Genomic DNA, 16,589 nt, shown 5'->3' with positions numbered 1-16,589 from the left:
TCGTGGCCCTGACCACGTGTCTGTGACCAGGACAAGCACTCACGGGTCAGACGAGCACCAGGTCGTCGGCGTGCACCAGCTCGCGGCGCTGCTCCGGCGGCAGCTCGCGGGTCCGCCGGCCGATCATCGACGGCAGCTCGGTCGCGTCGTAGGACACGACGCCGCGGGCGATCGCCCGCCCACCCGGGGCTAGCAGCTCCACCACGTCCCCGGCGACGAAGTCGCCGGAGATCCCGTGCACCCCGGCCGCGAGCAACGAGCGCCGCCGCTTCCGGACGGCCTCGACGGCGCCGTCGTCGAGGTCCAGCGCGCCGCGGACGTCGGCGGCGTGCCGCAGCCAGAACCGGCGCGCGCCCATCCGCGCCCCGGCCGCTCGGAACGCGGTGCCGACCTTCGGGCCGTCCGGTCCGGTGTCGAGCGCGGCGGCGGCGTCCTCGGCGGAGGTCAGCAGCACCGGGATCCCGGCCGCGGACGCCATCGCCGCCGCGGTGACCTTGGTGGCCATGCCGCCGGTGCCCAGCCCGGAGCCCGGGCGGGAGATGCTGACCCCGGCCAGCTCGGCCGGGTCGGCCACCTCCCCGACCAGCGACGACGCCGGGTCGCCCGGGTGGCCGTCGTAGAGGCCGTCGACGTCGGAGAGCAGCACGAGGGCGTCCGCGCCGACGATGTGCGCGACCAGCGCGGCGAGCCGGTCGTTGTCGCCGACCCGGATCTCGGCGGTGGCGACGGTGTCGTTCTCGTTCACCACCGGCACCGAGCCGAGCTGCAGCAGCCGTTCCAGGGTGCGCTGGGCGTTGCGGTAGTTGGACCGGCGGATCATGTCGTCGGCGGTGAGCAGCACCTGCCCGATGCCTTGGGAGTGCCGGGCGAACGACGCCGAGTAGGCGTGCGCGAGCAGCAGCTGCCCGACCGAGGCGGCGGCCTGCTGGGTGGCGAGGTCGCGCGGGCGCCTGCGCAGCTTCAGCGGTGCGAGCCCCGCCGCGATCGCGCCGGAGGAGACGAGCACGACCTGGCCGCCCGTCGCGCGGCGGACCATCAGGGCGTCGACCAGCGCGTCGAGCCGGGCCGGGTCGAGCCCACCGGTGAGGCTGGTGAGCGAGGACGACCCGACCTTGACCACGACCCGGCGCGCCGCGCCGAGCGCGGCCCGGGTGGTCACGCGGTACTCGCTGCGGGAGTGCTCACTCGTCGATCTCGTGGTCGGAGGAGTACCGCGCACCGGCCGCGAGTTCGGCGTCGGACAGGTGGGCCCGACGCGCGGCGCGGGCCCGCTTGCGGTCCGACGCGCCGACCCGCTCGTTGCTCTCCAGCCGGACGTCGGTGCCGCGCCCGGTGAGCAGCGCCGCCGCACCGGCGGGAGTGGAGGGCTCCCAGTCGAAGGTGACGTCGCCGATCGTGACCGGGCAGCCGGGCACGGCGCCGGCCTTGGCCAGCGCCTCCTCGACCCCGAGCCGGGCCAGTCGGTCGGCGAGGTAGCCGACGGCCTCGTCGTTCTCGAAGTTCGTCTGCCGGATCCAGCGCTCGGGGCGCTCGCCGCGGACGACGAAGCCGTCGGAGATCTCGGTGTCCCGCTCGATGGTGAACCCGGCGTCGTCGATCGCCTTCGGACGGATGACGGTGCGGGTCGCCTCGACGACCGGCCGGGCCGCGCGCGCCGCCGCCACCCGCTCGGCCATCGCGAAGGTCAGCTCCCGCAGCCCGGCCCGGGACGCGGTGGAGATCGGGTACACCGGCCAGCCGAACCGCTCGTCGAGGTCGGCGCGGACCATGTCGACGAGGTCGGCCGCGTCCGGGACGTCGATCTTGTTGAGCGCGATCAGCCGGGGCCGCTCGTCGAGCCGCTCCCCCAGCGCGCTGGTGCCGAGCTGGTCGGCGTAGTGCGCGAGCTCGGTCTCGAGTGCCTCGATGTCGCCCACCGGGTCGCGCTCGGTCTCGAACGTCGCGCAGTCGACGACGTGCACCAGCACCTCGCAGCGCTCGACGTGCCGGAGGAACTCCAGGCCCAGCCCGCGGCCGTCGGCCGCACCCGGGATGAGGCCGGGGACGTCGGCGACGGTGAAGGTCTCGTCGCCCGCGCTGACCACGCCGAGCTGCGGGACGAGCGTCGTGAACGGGTAGTCGGCGATCTTCGGCCGGGCCGCGGACAGCGCGGCGACCAGCGAGGACTTGCCGGCACTCGGGAAGCCGACGAGTCCGACGTCGGCGATCGAGCGGAGCTCCAGGGTCAGCTCGACCTCGTCGCCGGGCTCGCCGAGCAGCGCGAACCCGGGCGCCTTGCGCGCGGCGGAGGCGAGTGCGGCGTTGCCGAGCCCGCCCCGACCGCCCTGCGCGGCCACGTACTGCGTGCCGGACCCGACGAGGTCGGCGACGATCTCGCCGTCGGCGTCGAGGACGACGGTGCCGTCCGGGACCCGCAGCTCCAGGTCCGGCGCGTTTGCGCCCTGCTTGAACGAGCCCTGGCCCTGCGCGCCGCTCTTCGCGGACGCGTGCGGGCGGTGGTGGTAGTCGAGCAGGGTGTGCACCCCGGGGTCGACGACGAGCAGGACCGACCCGCCGCGCCCGCCGTTACCGCCGTCCGGACCGCCGAGGGGCTTGAACTTCTCGCGGTGCACCGAGGCGCAGCCGTTGCCCCCGGATCCCGCGGTCGCGTGCAGCACGACGCGGTCCACGAACCGGGACATGGCGATGCTCCTCTACTCGGTCACTGAGTTACTTGATCATTGGTGACACGACGAACGGCGGGCCCCCGGATGACCGGGTGACCCGCCGTCGGCGTCGCTGTGCTGGCGGGTCGCTCAGACCTCGGCCGGCACGATGTTGACGGTCTTGCGACCGCGCTTCGACCCGAACTGCACGGTGCCCGCGGCGAGCGCGAACAGCGTGTCGTCCTTGCCCCGCCCGACGTTGACGCCCGGGTGGGTGCTGGTGCCGCGCTGGCGGATCAGGATCTCGCCGGCCTTGACGACCTGGCCGCCGAACCGCTTCACACCCAGGAACTGGGCGTTCGAGTCGCGACCGTTACGGGAGCTGGATGCACCCTTCTTGTGTGCCATGACGCAGGCTCCTCACTTACCGATCGCGGTGACCTGGACCGTCGTCAGCGGCTGGCGGTGGCCCTGACGCTTGTGGTACCCGGTCTTGTTCTTGAACTTGTGGATCCGGATCTTCGGACCCTTGGTGTGCTCGACGACGGTGGCGGTCACCGCGGTGGTGAGACCGGCGACGTCGGTGGTCACCTGGTCGCCGTCGACGAGCATCACGGCCGGGAGGACGATCTCGGCACCGGGCTCACCGTCGATCTTCTCGACGGTGACCTTGTCCTCGACGGCCACCTTGTACTGCTTGCCGCCGGTCTTGACGATCGCGTACATCGCTGACGCACGACTCCTGAACATCGGGGGCGCGACTCGCGCGCTCGGGTCTCTCACAGCTCGCACCGGTTCCCGGCGCGCACGCCACCGCCCCATAACTTGCGCACTCCAGGCGTGGCTTCTGTCGGTCAAGGGTACGCGACCCCACTGGCGGGGCCGCACTCACCCCCCGTCCTGCGGTGGTCCCGCGGGACGCGAGGCGGCCCGCCGTGCGCGGCGGGGCCGGGACACCACCGCGGCGGGTTCCGGCTGCTCCGGGGCGCCCGCGGGCGTCCCGGTGCTGTCCGGGACCGCCGGGGCGGGGTCCGGGGTCGTCGGGGCGGCCGGGGCGGCGGCGCCGTCCGTGCTCGCCGTGGTGATCACGACCGGGTCGGCGCCCTTCACCGGGGCGCCGGCGGACCGGCTCACCCGGCGGCGGCGCGGGGCCGGCTCCGCCTCCGCGACGTCGGCCGGTCCGGTCGGCTGCGCGGTCGCGGCGGCGAGGGCGCCGGCCGGTTCGGCGACGGCCGGGTCGGCGTCCGGATCCGCCGTGGGCTCCGGAGCAAGCGCCGCGTCGGCCACGGTGCTGTCCCCGGTCGCCGGTCCGGCGGGGGCCACCGTGCCGTCGGCGCTCGCCGACCCGTCGGCGCTCGCCGGGCTGCCGATGCCGGCCGGCCGGTCGTCGCCGCCCGGGCCATCGGAATCAGCCGTGGTATCGCCCGGAGTGTCGGCACCAACCGGGGTGTCGGTACCAACCGGGGTGTCGGTACCAGCCGGCGCGGAGGCGCCGTCGTCGCCGCGGGGCAGGCCGGCGGCGACCGCCGCCACCCCGGCCACGACCGAACTGGTGTCGACCGGGCGCCCGGCGTCACCGGATCCGGCCGAGCCGTTGGTCCCGGCGGCCTCGACGTCCACCCCGTCACCGTTGCCGTGCGCGGAACGCCCGTTGCCGCCGTCACCGCCACCGCCGCGCCGGCGCCGGCGGCGCCCACCGCCGTCGCCGTTGCCGTTGCTGTTGTCCTGGCCACCGTTCCCGGAGCCACCGTTCCCGGAGCCGCCGGACCCGGACCCACCGCCCTTGCCGTTCCCGCCACCGTGCTGGTGACCGCCGTCGGACGGGTCGGTGGACACGATCACGCCGCGGCCGCGGCAGTGCTCGCACGGGGTCGAGAAGTGCTCCAGCAGCCCGCCGCCGACCCGCTTGCGGGTCATCTGCACCAGGCCCAGTGAGGTCACCTCGGCCACCTGGTGCCGGGTGCGGTCGCGGGCCAGGCACTCGGTGAGCCGGCGCAGCACCAGGTCCCGGTTGGCCTCCAGGACCATGTCGATGAAGTCGACGACGATGATCCCGCCGATGTCCCGCAGCCGGAGCTGGCGGACGACCTCCTCGGCCGCCTCCAGGTTGTTGCGGGTGACGGTCTCCTCCAGGTTGCCCCCGGAGCCGGTGAACTTGCCGGTGTTGACGTCGACGACCGTCATCGCCTCGGTCCGGTCGATCACCAGCGTGCCGCCCGAGGGCAGCCAGACCTTGCGGTCCAGCGCCTTGAGCAGCTGCTCGTCGATCCGGTACTCGGTGAAGACGTCGGTCGGGCCGGTGTGCCGGTGCATGCGGTCGGCCAGCTCCGGGGCGACGTGCGAGACGTAGCCGGAGACGGTCTCCCAGGCGCCGTCGCCGGACACGATCAGCTTCGAGAAGTCCTCGTTGAACTGGTCGCGGACGACCTTGACCAGCATGTCCGGCTCCTCGTAGAGGAGCGTCGGCGCCTTCGGGGCGCCCTTGCCGGTCCGCTCGGACTTCTCCTTGACGACCTCCCACTGCGCCTGCAGCCGGCGGACGTCGCGCTCCAGGGCCTCGTGCGAGACCCCCTCGGACGCCGTCCGGATGATCACGCCGGCCTCGGCCGGGACGATCTCCTTGAGCATCTCCTTGAGCCGCTTGCGCTCGACGTCGGGCAGCTTGCGGGAGATGCCGGCGGCGCCGCCGGAGGGCACGTAGACCAGGAACCGGCCGGCCAGCGAGATCTGCGTGGTGAGCCGGGCACCCTTGTGCCCCACCGGGTCCTTGGTGACCTGCACCAGCACCTGGTCACCGGACGACAGCGCCTGCTCGATCTTGCGGGCCTTGCCGTTCAGCCCGGCGGCGTCCCAGTCGACCTCACCGGCGTAGAGCACGGCGTTGCGGCCGCGGCCGATGTCGACGAAGGCGGCCTCCATCGACGGCAGCACGTTCTGCACGCGGCCCAGGTAGATGTTGCCGACCATGCCGGCGCTGCCGACGCCGCCACCGGCGATGAAGTGCTCGACGAGGACGGAGTCCTCGAGCACCCCGATCTCGGTGCGGTCGGCCAGCTGGCGGATCACCATCTGCCGGTCGACGGACTCCCGGCGGGCCAGGAACTCGGACTCGGACAGGATCGGCGGACGACGGCGGCCGGCGTCGCGGCCGTCCCGGCGTCGCTGGCGCTTGGCCTCCAGCCGGGTCGAACCGCGGACGCCCTGCACCTGGTCGTCGGACGAGGAGGAACCGGAGTCGCTGCTCCGCGCCTCCCGCACCTTCGTGACGGTGTTCGGCGGGTCGTCGTCCGAGCGGTCCTCGGCGTCCGAGCCACCGCGGCGGCGGCGCCGGCGACGCCGCCGGGACCCGCCGGAGGACTGGTCGGACCGGTCCTGGTCCTCGGCATCGTCGGAGTCGTCGGCCGAGTCGTCGGAGTCGTTGTCCCGGTCGTCGGAGTCGGACTTCCCGGACTTCTGGGAGTCGGACGTCCCGGGGGCGGAGGTCTCGGTGTCGTCCTCGTCGGCGGTGTCGTCGCCGTCGAAGTCGTCGTCGGCCTGCTCGTCGCCGCCCTTGCCGCGACCACGTCCGCGCCGTCCACGCCGCCGGCGGCGGCGGGCGCCGTCGTCGTCGGAGTCGTCGGCGTCGGGGCCGTCGCCGGTGTCCGGGCCGTCGGCGGTCCCGGTGTCGGCGGTGTCGGCGGCCTTGTCGCCGGCGGGCTGCGGGGCCGTCTCGGCGACCGCGTCGTCGTCGCGCTTGCGCTTGCGGGTCTTGCGTCCCTTGCGGCCGCCGCCGTCACCGGAGTCACCGGTCTCGGCGGCCTCCGGCGCCGGTGCCGACGGCTGCGCCGCGGCGGGGGCGGTGGGCGCCTGGAACATCGGCACGGCGAACACCGGGGCGAGCCCGGGGCCGGCCGGCTCCGAGGCGGACGACGGCGCGGTGCCGGGGCCCTCGGGGGTCTCGGCGGCCGGGGACGGCGCGTCGACGACCTCGGGCTGGGCGGCGTCGGGCTGGGTGGCGTCGGACTGGGCGGCGTCGGGCTGGGCGGCGTCGGGCTGCGTGGCCTCGGGCCGGACCTCCTCCGCGACGGCCTTCTTCCGCGTCCGCCGCCGGGGCCTGGGCTGCTCCGCGACAGGCTCGGGGGCCGGCTCAGGAGTCGGCTCGGGGACCGGCGCCTCGGCGGCCACCTCCTCGTTCCCCGCGCCGAACGCCGCGACGACCTGCTCGGCCGTCGCACGCGTGATGTTCGACTGGACGCTGCGGACCTCGTGGCCGAGACCGGTCAGCGTGTCGAGGACGTCCTTGCTGGCCCGGCCGAGCAGCTTCGCGAGGGCGTGGACCCGCATCTTCTCCGGCAGGTCCGCAGTACCGCCCGGCACACCCGGGGGCCCGCCGGTTGCACCGGCGGGCGTGTCCTTCACTGACATTCAGCTCCTTCGCCCCCGGGCGCCTCACGTCGGAGGCGGCCGCGCAGGGACCTTGCGCGTTCTCGTTCCGCAGCTCGCGCGGGTGCGCGGTACGGCACATCGGTGTCGCTGTCCCCGCGCCAGGCGGGGGGTGGTGCCCTCGACGGCGTGGCGGCGGGAGGGGTCCCGCCGGCTCAGGATCCGGCCGGGCTCTCCCGGGTCACCGGGACCGCACCGAGCGGATCCACCAGGTCACCCCCGTCGTCGAGCAGGCCCTGCGCCAACCGGGTGGCCGTCACCGGTACCGGTGGCGTCAGGCCTGCGACAACGCCGAGTGCACTGAGCACGTCGTCGGGTCGGACGGTCGGTGTCGTCTGCCGTACGACCGCCGTCAGTATCGCACAGTCCGCCGCCGGACCCGGCTGACCCGCCGGGCCCTCGGCGGGGTCCGCGCCCGGCCCGCCGGTCCCGGCCGGGTCGACCGCGAGCGCGACCAGCGCGGCCCGCACGTCGATCTCCTTGCGCCCGGACGGTGTGACCCGGGTGACGACGACCGAGTCCCGACCGAGCAGCTCCGCGACGGCCGCCGCGACGTCCGGGTACGGGATCCCACGGATCTCCAGCCGCCAGCGTCCGGCGTCGATCCGGTCGGCCAGCGACGGCGGCGCGGCCGGGACGGCCTCGAGCACGTCGAGCCCGTCGGGCAGTACCCCGTCCATCGCCGCGCGCAGCACCTCGGGGTCGACCTCGCGGGTCAGGCCCATCTCCACGTACTCGGCCTCGCTGGCCGCACCGGTCGGTGCGGCGCCGACCCAGGACAGCCGCGGGTGCGGGCTGAACCCGTGCGAGTGCGCGACCGGGACGCCGGCCCGGCGCACCGCCCGCTCGAAGCTGCGGGCGACGTCGCGGTGCGACAGGAACCGCAGCCGTCCGCGCTTGGCGAACCGCAGGCGTACCCGCTGCACCACCGGAGGTGCCGGGTTCGCCGCCGCTCCCGCCTTCACGCGCGCCATGCCGCCAGTCTAGGAGGCCCGGGGGCGACCTCCCGCGCCGCGGCCACCAGCCGGCCGGTGAGCCTGGCCGGCTCGGGACGGAACCGGTGCACCGCCGCCACCCGGAGCAGCGCGGCCGCCGTGTACACCGCGAGGGCGTGCCCGTCGGGACGGCCGCCCGGGACGGCCGAGTACGGGTCCGGCAGCCCGAGCGCGGCCGCGCACTCCCGCGCCCGCCCGGCGGAGGTGTGCCCCTGCTCGGCGCGCAGCCGCAGGTGGGCCAGCAGGTTCCCGGCGTCGAGGGCCGGGTCGGCGGCACACAGCGTGTCCAGATCGAGCAGCCCGGTGCGGCCACCGGACAGCGCGATCACCTGCTTGTCGTGCAGGTCACGGTGGCACGGGACGGCCGGGCGGGGCCCGAGCGCGGCGAGCGCGGCCGCGACCGCCCGGGCCGGACCGGACAGCGACGAGCCGGTGAGCCGGTCGGCGTCGGCGGCCCACCGGGTGAGGACGGCGGCCTCGTCGCCCCCGGTGTGCACGGCGAGCCCGGACGGGTCGGCGTCCCGCAGCGCGGCGAGCGCCCCGACCAGGCCGGCACAGGCCTCGGCGGCCCGCCCGCCGGGGTCCCGCGCGAGCAGCGCGTGCAGCGACGGCCCGGACAGCGGTGCGAGCCGGACCGTCCCGTCGGTGAGCGGCACGGCATCGGGGATCACCGGCGCGCCCGGACGTCCGCGCACCTTCTCCCGCGCGGTGTCCAGAACGGCGACGACGCGGCCGGCCCGTCCCGGCCGCACCACCTTGAGATAGCCGCCGTCGCCGTCGCGGAGCACGGCACGCTTGCCGGGACGGTGCCCGAGCAGCACCGCGCCCGGCCGGGCCAGCGCCGGTGCCAGGTCCGGGAGCGCCGGGTCGGCGCCGTCGAGGACCTCCACCGGCCGGCGCAACCGGACCGGGAGCAGCACACCGACCACCCGGCCGTCGGCCGCGGTCGCCTCCACCGCCAGCACCGGGGCCCGGCTGCCCGGCCGGTCGATCGGCCAGGCGCGGGCCGTGCGGAGCCCGGACGGCAGGCGCCGCAGGGCACGGTCCGCGGGCGGCGCCGGGTCGGACCGGTCCGCCACCCGGGCGGCGGTCTCCTCGACCGCGTCGAGCAGCCGTCCGGTGTCGGCCTCCCAGCCGTCGCGCAGCCGTTTGAACGGCTCCGGCAGCCGCTGCAGCAGCGCGGCGAGCAGCAGCACCGGGTCGGGCTCGGGGCCCGGCCACGCGGGCCCGGGCCCGGTCAGCGCGGCCGCGGTCCACTGGGCGGCGTCCCAGCCGGGCGGGCCGACCGCGGCGCGGTCGAGGTCGAGCAGCACCGCGCGGTCGCCGTCGACGACCACCTGGTCCACCGAGAGGTCGCCGTGCACCGGCTCGACGGGATCCGGCCACGGGGCCCGGCGCAGCACGTCGAGCGCGGGCCGGGTCCGCGCCGCGCTGTCCGGGAGGATCCGGGTCAGGGCGGCGACGGCCGCCGCGGCGGCCGCGTGGACGTCTCCCCCGCGCAGCACCGGGAGCCCGGCCGGCGGGACGCAGGACCGCAGCGCCGCGAGCGCGTCGCGCACCGCGTCGCCGTCGTCCGGCCCTGGTGCACGACCGTCCACCCAGGACGACCGCACGCTGCGCCCGGTGCCGTGGACGACGGTGCCGGGCAGGTGCGGGGCCAGCGGGCCGGGCGGGTCGGTCAGCAGGTCGAGCACCGCCCGCGGCGGCGGTGCGGCGTGCCGTTTGAGCACCTCGTCGCCGGAGCGCAGCACGATCCGCCGGTCGGGGTTGTAGGCCAGCACCGACATGCCCGGCACCGGCTCCGCGCCCCGGAGCCGGAGGGCCGGATCGCGCACCGCGTCCAGCACGACGAGCCCGGTGGCGTCCCGGACGGCGCCCGGGCGCCGGGCGAGCGCGTCGGCCTTCCCGGCGTCGGCGAACGACGCCACCAGCAGGGAACGTCGGGTGCCGACCACGCCGAGCCGCAGGTTCGTGCCCGGCTTCCAGCGCAGCCGCAGCGCCACCGGGTCCCCGGCGCCGTGCCGCGCCAGCAGCCGGTCCCGGGCGGCCGGGTCGAGGATCGTGGCCGCGCCGGGCAGCGCGGCATCGACGGGGGCGCTCACCGCGCCTCCCCGGCCGGCTCGAGGCGGACGGTGGGGGCGGCCGGGCGCTCGTCGACCCGCCCCTCGGCCACGTGCAGCACCCGGTGGCAGGACGCGAGCAGCTCGTCGTGGTGCGCGACGACCAGCACGGTCCGCCCGGCGGTCAGCCGTTCCAGCGCGCCGAGCACCGCGCGCCGGGAGGCGGCGTCGAGCCCGGTGGTGGGCTCGTCGAGCAGCACGACGGGGGCGTCACGCAGGATCGCGCGGGCGATCGCGATCCGTTGCCGCTGCCCGCCGGACAGTGAGTCGCCGCGCTCGGCGAGGACGGTGTCGTAACCGTCGGGCAGCGCGCGGACGAACGCGTCGGCGTCGGCCGCGACGGCGGCGGCGCGGACCTGCTCGTCCGTGGCGCCGGGCCGGCCCATCCGGATGTTGTCGGCGACCGAGCCGTGGAACAGCACCGCCTCCTGCAGCACGACGGCGAACGAGGACCGCACCGAGGCCAGCGTGAGGTCGGTGACGTCGTGGCCGTCCAGCCGGACTGTGCCCGCCCGGGGATCGAGCAACCGCAGGAACAGCGCCAGCACCGTCGACTTGCCGGCGCCGCTGGGACCGGTCAGCCCGACCCGCTCGCCCGGGCGGACGTGCAGGTCCACCCGGCGCAGCACCGGCGGCCCGGCCCCGTGCGCGACGCTGACGGCGTCGAGGCGCAGGTCGCCGACCACCCGGCGCAGCGGCCGGGCGCCCGTCGAGTCCCGCAGGTCCGGCTCGGTGTCGAGCAGCTCGGCGATCCGTTCCCCGGACGCGGTGGCGCGGCTGATCCGGCCGGTGTACTTGGCCAGGTTGCGCATCGGCTTGAACGCCGACTTGAGGTAGCTGACGAACACGACCAGCTCGCCGAGGGTCAGCGCACCGCCGGTGACCCGCAGCGTCCCGGCGAGCAGCACCACCGCGGTGGCGGCACCGATCAGCAGGTCGGTGCGCCGTTCCAGCCCGGCGGCGAGGCGCTGTGCCCGGACCCCGGTGGTGAGTCCCTTCCGGCTGCTCGCGGCGAACCGCTGCCACAGCGGTTCCTCGAGCCGGTAGGCCTGCACGACGCGGACGGCGCCGAGGGACTCCCCGACCAGGCCGGCGACCGCGCCCTCGGCCTTGCGGGAGCTGCGGGCGGCGTCGGTGACCTCGCCTCCGGCGCGCTTCGCGCCGCGCAGGAACAGCGGGATCACGGCGAGGACGACGAGCGCGAGCAGCGGGTCCAGGATCAGCATCACCACGGTCATCCCGGCGAAGGTGGCGACGCTGGCGAGCATCGGCAGGCCCGCGGTGACGGCGACCTCCTGCAGCCGGGTGACGTCGGCGGTGAGCCGGGCGAGCAGGTCCCCGGACGGGACGCTCTGGTGGTAGCGCAGGGACTGGGCCAGCACGTGCCGGTACGCGGCGGCCCGCAGGTCCACCGTCACACGGGAGCCGACGGTCGCGAAGCAGACGGTCGCCAGGTAGGAGGCCCCGGCGCGCAGCGCGGCCGCCGCGAGCACGCCCCCGGCCGCGACCAGGGCCAGCACGGGGACGCCGAACAGCTCGCCGCCGGGGACCGGCGCCCCGGCCAGCACGGCCGGGATGACGTCGTCGATGACGATCTTCAGCGGCCACGGCTCGGCGAGCGTGGCGAGCACCTCGACCAGCACCGCGGTCAGGCCCAGCGCGATCAGCGCGCGCCGGCCGCGCAGCAGCGGCAGCAGGTGGCGCAGCGTGGCCCGCAGTGCGCTCGGCCGGGGCGGGCCCGCGGACGGGTGCGCGTCGCCGGGCGGACCCGCGGGAGGGTGCGCGCCGCCGGGCGGGGCCGCGCGGCGGCTCATGCCGCCCGCCCGGCGCCGGGCAGGGCCAGTGTCGCGTCGACGACGGCCGACCAGGACATCCGCCGTTGCGCCGCCGCCCGTCCGGCCCGGGCCAGCCGGCCCCGCAGGGCGCGGTCGGTGCCGATCCGGTGCAGGGCGCGGGCGGTCGCGGTGACGTCGCCGGGCGGGACGAGCAGGACCTCCTCGCCGTCGCGGACCAGGCCGGGCAGGTCCGCGATCGCGCTCGCGACCGTCGGTAGCCCGGCAGCCAGGTACTCGGCGACCTTCAGCGGCGAGAAGTAGTGCTCGCCGGCCGGGTAGGGCGCGGCGGCCAGGTCGGCGGTGTGCAGGAGCTCCGGCACCACCGACGGGTCGACCCGCCCGGTGGCACGCAGCGGCACCCCGGCCCGGTCGGCGCGGCCGACCGTCGGGGCGAGCTCGGGGCCGTCACCGATCAGCAGCAGCTCCAGCGTCGCCCCGTCCGCCCGGGCCGCGGCGACGGCGTCGACCAGCAGGCTCGTGCCGTGCCAGGGACGGAAGGTGCCGGAGAACGCCACGACCAGCCGCTCCCGGTCGTCGCGGACCGGGGCCGGGAGGAACCGGCCCGGGTCGACGCCGTTCGGGACGACCGGGATCTCCCGACCCGCCGGATCGAGCGCGGCCGCCCAGTCCGCGACGGGCCCGCTGACCGCGAACGGCGCGCTCGCGGCGGCGAGCGCGCGGCGGGTGTACGCCAGCGCTCCGTCCGGATCGGACAGTGAGCGGTGCCGGCGCTGCTCGTCGACCAGCGGTGCGTTGATCTCCAGCACGGTCGGCGTTCCGGTGATGCGGGCGGCCTCCAGCGGCGCGGCGCCCCACAGCCCGTAGCGCTGGTAGACCAGCGCGACCCGGCCGGTCGCGCACAGGGCGGCGACCCGGAGCCCCGCCTGCACGTCGGCGGCGCGCTGGGCGGCCTCGCGGGTCACCGGGTCGTCGCCGGCCGGACGCGGGAGGGCGTGCAGGACGACGTCGTCCCACCCCGCGGGTACCGGACCGCCGGGCCGGGTGGTGACCAGGTGCACCTCGTGGTGGCGGGCACGCAGCTCGGCCAGCACCTCGCGGACGTGCACCGAACACCCCTTGGTGCCGAACACCGGAACCCCGGGGTCCGTGACGACGTAGACGGCGGCGTCGTTCATGCCGGCACCTCCACCGGCAGCGACGCCGGGTCCGGGGTTCGCTCGCCGCGCACCAGCCGGGCCAGCGCCGCGGCCTGGTCGGCCCGGTCGAAGCGGTCCTCGACCAGGGCCCGGGCCGCGCGGGCCAGCCGGATCCCGCGCGCCGGGTCGTCGAGCAGCACGGTGATCGCGTCCGCCAGTGCGGCCGGGTCGCGCTCGGGGACCAGCAGGCCGGTCCGGTCGTGCCGGACGGCCTCCGGGATGCCGGTGACCGTGGTCGCGACGCACGGCGTGCCGAGTGCCATCGCCTCCAGCAGGACGGTGGGCAGGCCGTCGCGGTCGCCGTCCGGCGCATGCACGCAGGGCGCGGCGAACACGCTCGCGGCACCGACGATCCCGGCGACCGCGTCGGCCGGCAGTGGTCCGTGGAACCGGACCAGCCCGGTGAGGCCGAGCTCGTCGACCTGCCGCCGCGCGGTCTCGGACAGCGGACCGGAGCCGACGACGTCCAGCGGGGTCGGCCGTCCGCGCTCACGCAGCAGCGCCATCGCGTCGATCAGGTCGGGCAGCCCCTTCTTGGCGACGAGCCGGCCCACGAAGGCGACCCGGGCCTCGCGGTCCCGCGGCTCACGGAACCGGATCGTCGCCGGGTCGAGTCCGTTGTGGACCCGGGCGACCCGGGCGGCCGCGGCACCGAAGGTGTCGGCGAGCCAGCGGGCGTTGTGGTCGCTGATCGTGACGACGTGGTGGGCCTCGGCCAGCATCGCGCGGACCGCGTCGTGGTCGACGTCGTGGTGGTAGAGGTCCTTGGCGTGCGCGGTGAAGGAGTACGGCACCCCCGCCAGCCGGCCGGCGAGCCGCGCGACGGTCGTCGCGATCGTCGCGAAGTGCGCGTGCAGGTGGGTCACGCCGGTCTCCCGCACCCACTGCGCCACGTGCAGGACCTGCACGGCGTCGGCCGGCCGCAGCGCCAGGAGCTCGGGCAGCACCCGGGGCAGCTCGGGCAGCGCGCGCTCCATCGCCTCCCACAGCGCCTCGCTGCCGGTCGGCCGCGGCACCCAGGTGACGGGCGCGCGGACCGCGGCGACGGCCGGGTGGAAACAGGGGTCGCCGGCCGGGCGGAGCGCGGCGATCGCGATCCGCTCCCCCGCCGCCTCGCGGGCGAGGATCTCCTGGACGACGAACGTCTCGGACAGCCGCGGGTAGCGCTTGAGCACGTACCCGATCCGGGGTTCAGGCCGCACGACGCGCCTCCGCCACCAGCTCGGCCGCCAGCGCCGGGACGCGGGCCAGGCCGTCGAGGTCCAGGCCGTCCCGGGGCGTGCGGGTCCCGATCGCCCCGGCCAGCCAGCGCCCCAGCAGCGCCGGGCTCAGGTCGGCGGGGTCGGCGTCGTCGACGGCGCCCAGCTCGGACAGCCGCCGGGCCCGGACGACCTGCTCGGCGCGCGGCACGGCCCGCGGCACGATCAGCGCCGGGGTGTCGGTGCCCAGCAGCTCGACGACGGTGTTGTAGCCACCCATCGCCACCACCGCGGACGCCCCGGCCACCCAGCGCGCCGGGTCCTCGCAGAAGTCGACGACGTGCAGCCCGGGCGCGGCGTGCAGGAGATCCCGGGTCCGGCCGGGCAGGTATGGCCCGGCGACGACGACCGGCGTCACCCCGGCCGTGTGCGGTGCGGCGGCGTAGGCGCGGGCCAGCGCCTCGCCGTCCTCACCGCCGCCGAGCAGGCACAGGCTGTACGGACCGGGCACCGGTCGCGCGGTCGCGGCCGGCCGGTGCCGCGGCGCCAGGTAGCCGGTGTGCCGCACCATCCGGCGGACCGACGGCGGCAGTCGCAGGTCGCCGACCGGATCGGCCACCCGCGGGTCGCCGTAGACCCAGACCGCGTCGTAGTGCTCGCGGACGATCTCGGTGGTGCGGTCGCGACGCCACTCGGTCGCCGCGACGGCGGGGGTGTCCAGCACGTCGCGCAGGCCCAGCACCGTCCGGGTACCGGCCGCGCGCAGCCGCGGCAGCGCCGCCTCCAGGTCACCGGCGAAACCGCGCGCGACCTTGTCGACGACGAGCAGGTCCGGCGCGAACGCCGGCAGCCCGGCCGCCAGGATCTCGGACCGCATACGGACGACGTCGTCGAGCGGCAGGTCCCAGCGCCGCGCCCGGTACCCGCCGTCGGCCCCCTTGGCGACCGAGGGGAGCACGAGCAGGTCGACGCCGTCGGGCAGCGGGAACCGGCCGGCCTCCGCGGCGCCGCTGACGAGCAGGACCTGCGGCCCCGGCCCGCCCTGGTCCGCGCACAGTGCCGACGCCAGCGCCAGGTTGCGGCGCAGGTGCCCCAATCCCATGGTGTCGTGCCCGTACAGCGCGATCCGGGCGCCTCGTTCGTCCATGGTGTCCACCATCGGGACGGAACATGAACGACGTCTGAGCCGTCCGTGAGGGAATCTTCATCCTGGCGTCGCCGGTGACCGACCGCGGCCTCGCCGATGATCGCCGGCTGAGGAGCGGACCGTGCGCTGACCGCATGGGATGCTCCACAACGGGTGTTCCTCTGCGGCGTCGGACGGGTGCCCTCCGCCCCGGCCGCCGCGGCGCGACTCGTGACGTTCGGCGCGACTCGTGACGTTCGATCCTGCGGCCGGGCCCGGGGGCCTGCCCGTTCCGACCGAACCGCCGAGATACGCCTCAGCGGGCCGCAGAGATCGACAATTCCCGCTCACGCGTATCTCGGCGGGGATCGTCCCGGTGTCGGGCGTTCCGTCGGGCTCGCAGCGTCACACGCCGGGGGTGATCGCCGTCAGGCGTCGGGAAGAGGTGCGTCGGCGGGGGCGCTGTCGTCGGTGTCGGGAGCGTCATCGCCGGTCGTGACATCGGCGGCATCGCCGTCCGGGACATCGTCGCCGTCGCCGTCGCCGTCGCCGTCGCCGTCGTCGCCGTCGTCGCCGCCGTCGTCGCCGCTGTCGTCGCCGCTGTCGTCCTCATCACCGCCGTCGTCGGGGTCGGAGCCATCCGCGTCATCGGCGTCATCGTCATCGCCGCCGTCATCGTCATCGCCGTCACCGGCGTCGTCATCGCCGCCGTCGTCATCACCGGCGTCGTCATCATCACCGGCGTCGTCATCACCGGCGTCGTCATCACCGGCATCGTCGTCACCGGCGTCGTCGCCGTCGTCCGGGTCACCGGCCGCGTCGCCGCCGCCCTCGTCGTCCGGAACGCCGGGACCGTCGTCCTCCCCCGGCGGGAGCGGCTCGTCTCCCGGCCCTGGCCCGTCCTCTCCGTCTCCGTCGTCCGCGGGGTCGGGCACGTCCTCGGGCGGCAGCGCCGCCGGCACCTCCGCCGGAAGGGCGGGCGCGGGCGCGGCCGGAGCCGGGGCCGCGGGAGGCGCGGGCGGGGCGGCGGGCACCGCGAGCGCGGCGGCCACGCCGCCCGCGAGGTCCGGACCCTCGGCGGCCGGACCGG

At 76.4% G+C, this 16,589-nt stretch carries 12 protein-coding genes; all 12 read right to left on the bottom strand.

Annotated features, from left to right (window positions below):
• Window positions 1-46: 46 nt before the first annotated feature.
• The gene (gene proB, locus WIS52_RS21795; RefSeq protein ID WP_349300177.1) at window positions 47-1,159 is read right to left on the bottom strand and encodes a glutamate 5-kinase; all 1,113 of its coding nucleotides are present in this window, start codon (window positions 1,157-1,159) and stop codon (window positions 47-49) included.
• A gap of 22 nt (window positions 1,160-1,181) precedes the next feature.
• On the bottom strand, window positions 1,182-2,681 hold the full coding sequence (gene obgE / locus WIS52_RS21790; protein ID WP_349300176.1) for a GTPase ObgE: 1,500 nt from the start codon (window positions 2,679-2,681) through the stop codon (window positions 1,182-1,184).
• Window positions 2,682-2,795: 114 nt separating this feature from the next.
• On the bottom strand, window positions 2,796-3,053 hold the full coding sequence (rpmA, locus tag WIS52_RS21785) for a 50S ribosomal protein L27 (RefSeq protein ID WP_349300175.1): 258 nt from the start codon (window positions 3,051-3,053) through the stop codon (window positions 2,796-2,798).
• Window positions 3,054-3,065: 12 nt separating this feature from the next.
• The gene (gene rplU / locus WIS52_RS21780) at window positions 3,066-3,371 is read right to left on the bottom strand and encodes a 50S ribosomal protein L21 (RefSeq protein ID WP_349300174.1); all 306 of its coding nucleotides are present in this window, start codon (window positions 3,369-3,371) and stop codon (window positions 3,066-3,068) included.
• A 162-nt stretch (window positions 3,372-3,533) separates the two neighbouring features.
• On the bottom strand, window positions 3,534-7,043 hold the full coding sequence (locus WIS52_RS21775) for a translation initiation factor IF-2 N-terminal domain-containing protein (protein ID WP_417715016.1): 3,510 nt from the start codon (window positions 7,041-7,043) through the stop codon (window positions 3,534-3,536).
• A gap of 179 nt (window positions 7,044-7,222) precedes the next feature.
• Complete coding sequence (locus WIS52_RS21770) at window positions 7,223-8,041, bottom strand: TIGR03936 family radical SAM-associated protein (protein WP_349300172.1); 819 nt, start codon at window positions 8,039-8,041, stop codon at window positions 7,223-7,225.
• Entirely contained in the window at window positions 8,029-10,164 is a 2,136-nt protein-coding gene (locus WIS52_RS21765; protein ID WP_349300171.1) for a hypothetical protein, read from the bottom strand. Before WIS52_RS21765 ends, WIS52_RS21770 begins: the two co-directional genes overlap by 13 nt.
• Window positions 10,161-11,996: an ABC transporter ATP-binding protein gene (locus WIS52_RS21760; RefSeq protein WP_349300170.1), complete on the bottom strand. Its 1,836-nt coding sequence runs from the start codon at window positions 11,994-11,996 to the stop codon at window positions 10,161-10,163. The genes WIS52_RS21765 and WIS52_RS21760 overlap by 4 nt, the downstream gene beginning before the upstream one ends.
• Window positions 11,993-13,153, bottom strand: a complete 1,161-nt coding sequence (locus tag WIS52_RS21755; protein WP_349300169.1) for a glycosyltransferase family 4 protein — start codon at window positions 13,151-13,153, stop codon at window positions 11,993-11,995. Before WIS52_RS21755 ends, WIS52_RS21760 begins: the two co-directional genes overlap by 4 nt.
• Entirely contained in the window at window positions 13,150-14,376 is a 1,227-nt protein-coding gene (locus WIS52_RS21750; protein WP_349300168.1) for a glycosyltransferase, read from the bottom strand. The genes WIS52_RS21755 and WIS52_RS21750 overlap by 4 nt, the downstream gene beginning before the upstream one ends.
• A complete protein-coding gene (locus tag WIS52_RS21745; RefSeq protein ID WP_349300167.1) occupies window positions 14,366-15,520 on the bottom strand; it encodes a glycosyltransferase family protein in 1,155 nt (384 codons plus the stop codon). Before WIS52_RS21745 ends, WIS52_RS21750 begins: the two co-directional genes overlap by 11 nt.
• 407 nt (window positions 15,521-15,927) lie before the next feature.
• Window positions 15,928-16,434 carry a hypothetical protein gene (locus tag WIS52_RS21740; RefSeq protein ID WP_349300166.1) on the bottom strand — a complete coding sequence of 169 codons (507 nt, stop codon included), beginning with the start codon at window positions 16,432-16,434 and terminating at the stop codon, window positions 15,928-15,930.
• Between the last annotated feature and the right edge of the window lie 155 nt (window positions 16,435-16,589).

This window comes from Pseudonocardia nematodicida (assembly GCF_040105385.1).
GTDB classification, from domain to species: Bacteria; Actinomycetota; Actinomycetes; order Mycobacteriales; family Pseudonocardiaceae; genus Pseudonocardia; species Pseudonocardia nematodicida.
This window is presented reverse-complemented; position numbering and strand designations above follow the sequence as displayed.

Excerpts from the sequence above, each read along its gene's own strand:
- obgE (WP_349300176.1), bottom strand. The coding sequence starts at position 2,681 with ATGTCCCGGTTCGTGGACCGCGTCGTGCTGCACGCGACCGCGGGATCC.
- rpmA (WP_349300175.1), bottom strand. The coding sequence starts at position 3,053 with ATGGCACACAAGAAGGGTGCATCCAGCTCCCGTAACGGTCGCGACTCG.
- rplU (WP_349300174.1), bottom strand. The coding sequence starts at position 3,371 with ATGTACGCGATCGTCAAGACCGGCGGCAAGCAGTACAAGGTGGCCGTC.
- WIS52_RS21770 (WP_349300172.1), bottom strand. The coding sequence starts at position 8,041 with ATGGCGCGCGTGAAGGCGGGAGCGGCGGCGAACCCGGCACCTCCGGTG.
- WIS52_RS21760 (WP_349300170.1), bottom strand. The coding sequence starts at position 11,996 with ATGAGCCGCCGCGCGGCCCCGCCCGGCGGCGCGCACCCTCCCGCGGGT.
- WIS52_RS21755 (WP_349300169.1), bottom strand. The coding sequence starts at position 13,153 with ATGAACGACGCCGCCGTCTACGTCGTCACGGACCCCGGGGTTCCGGTG.
- WIS52_RS21745 (WP_349300167.1), bottom strand. The coding sequence starts at position 15,520 with ATGGACGAACGAGGCGCCCGGATCGCGCTGTACGGGCACGACACCATG.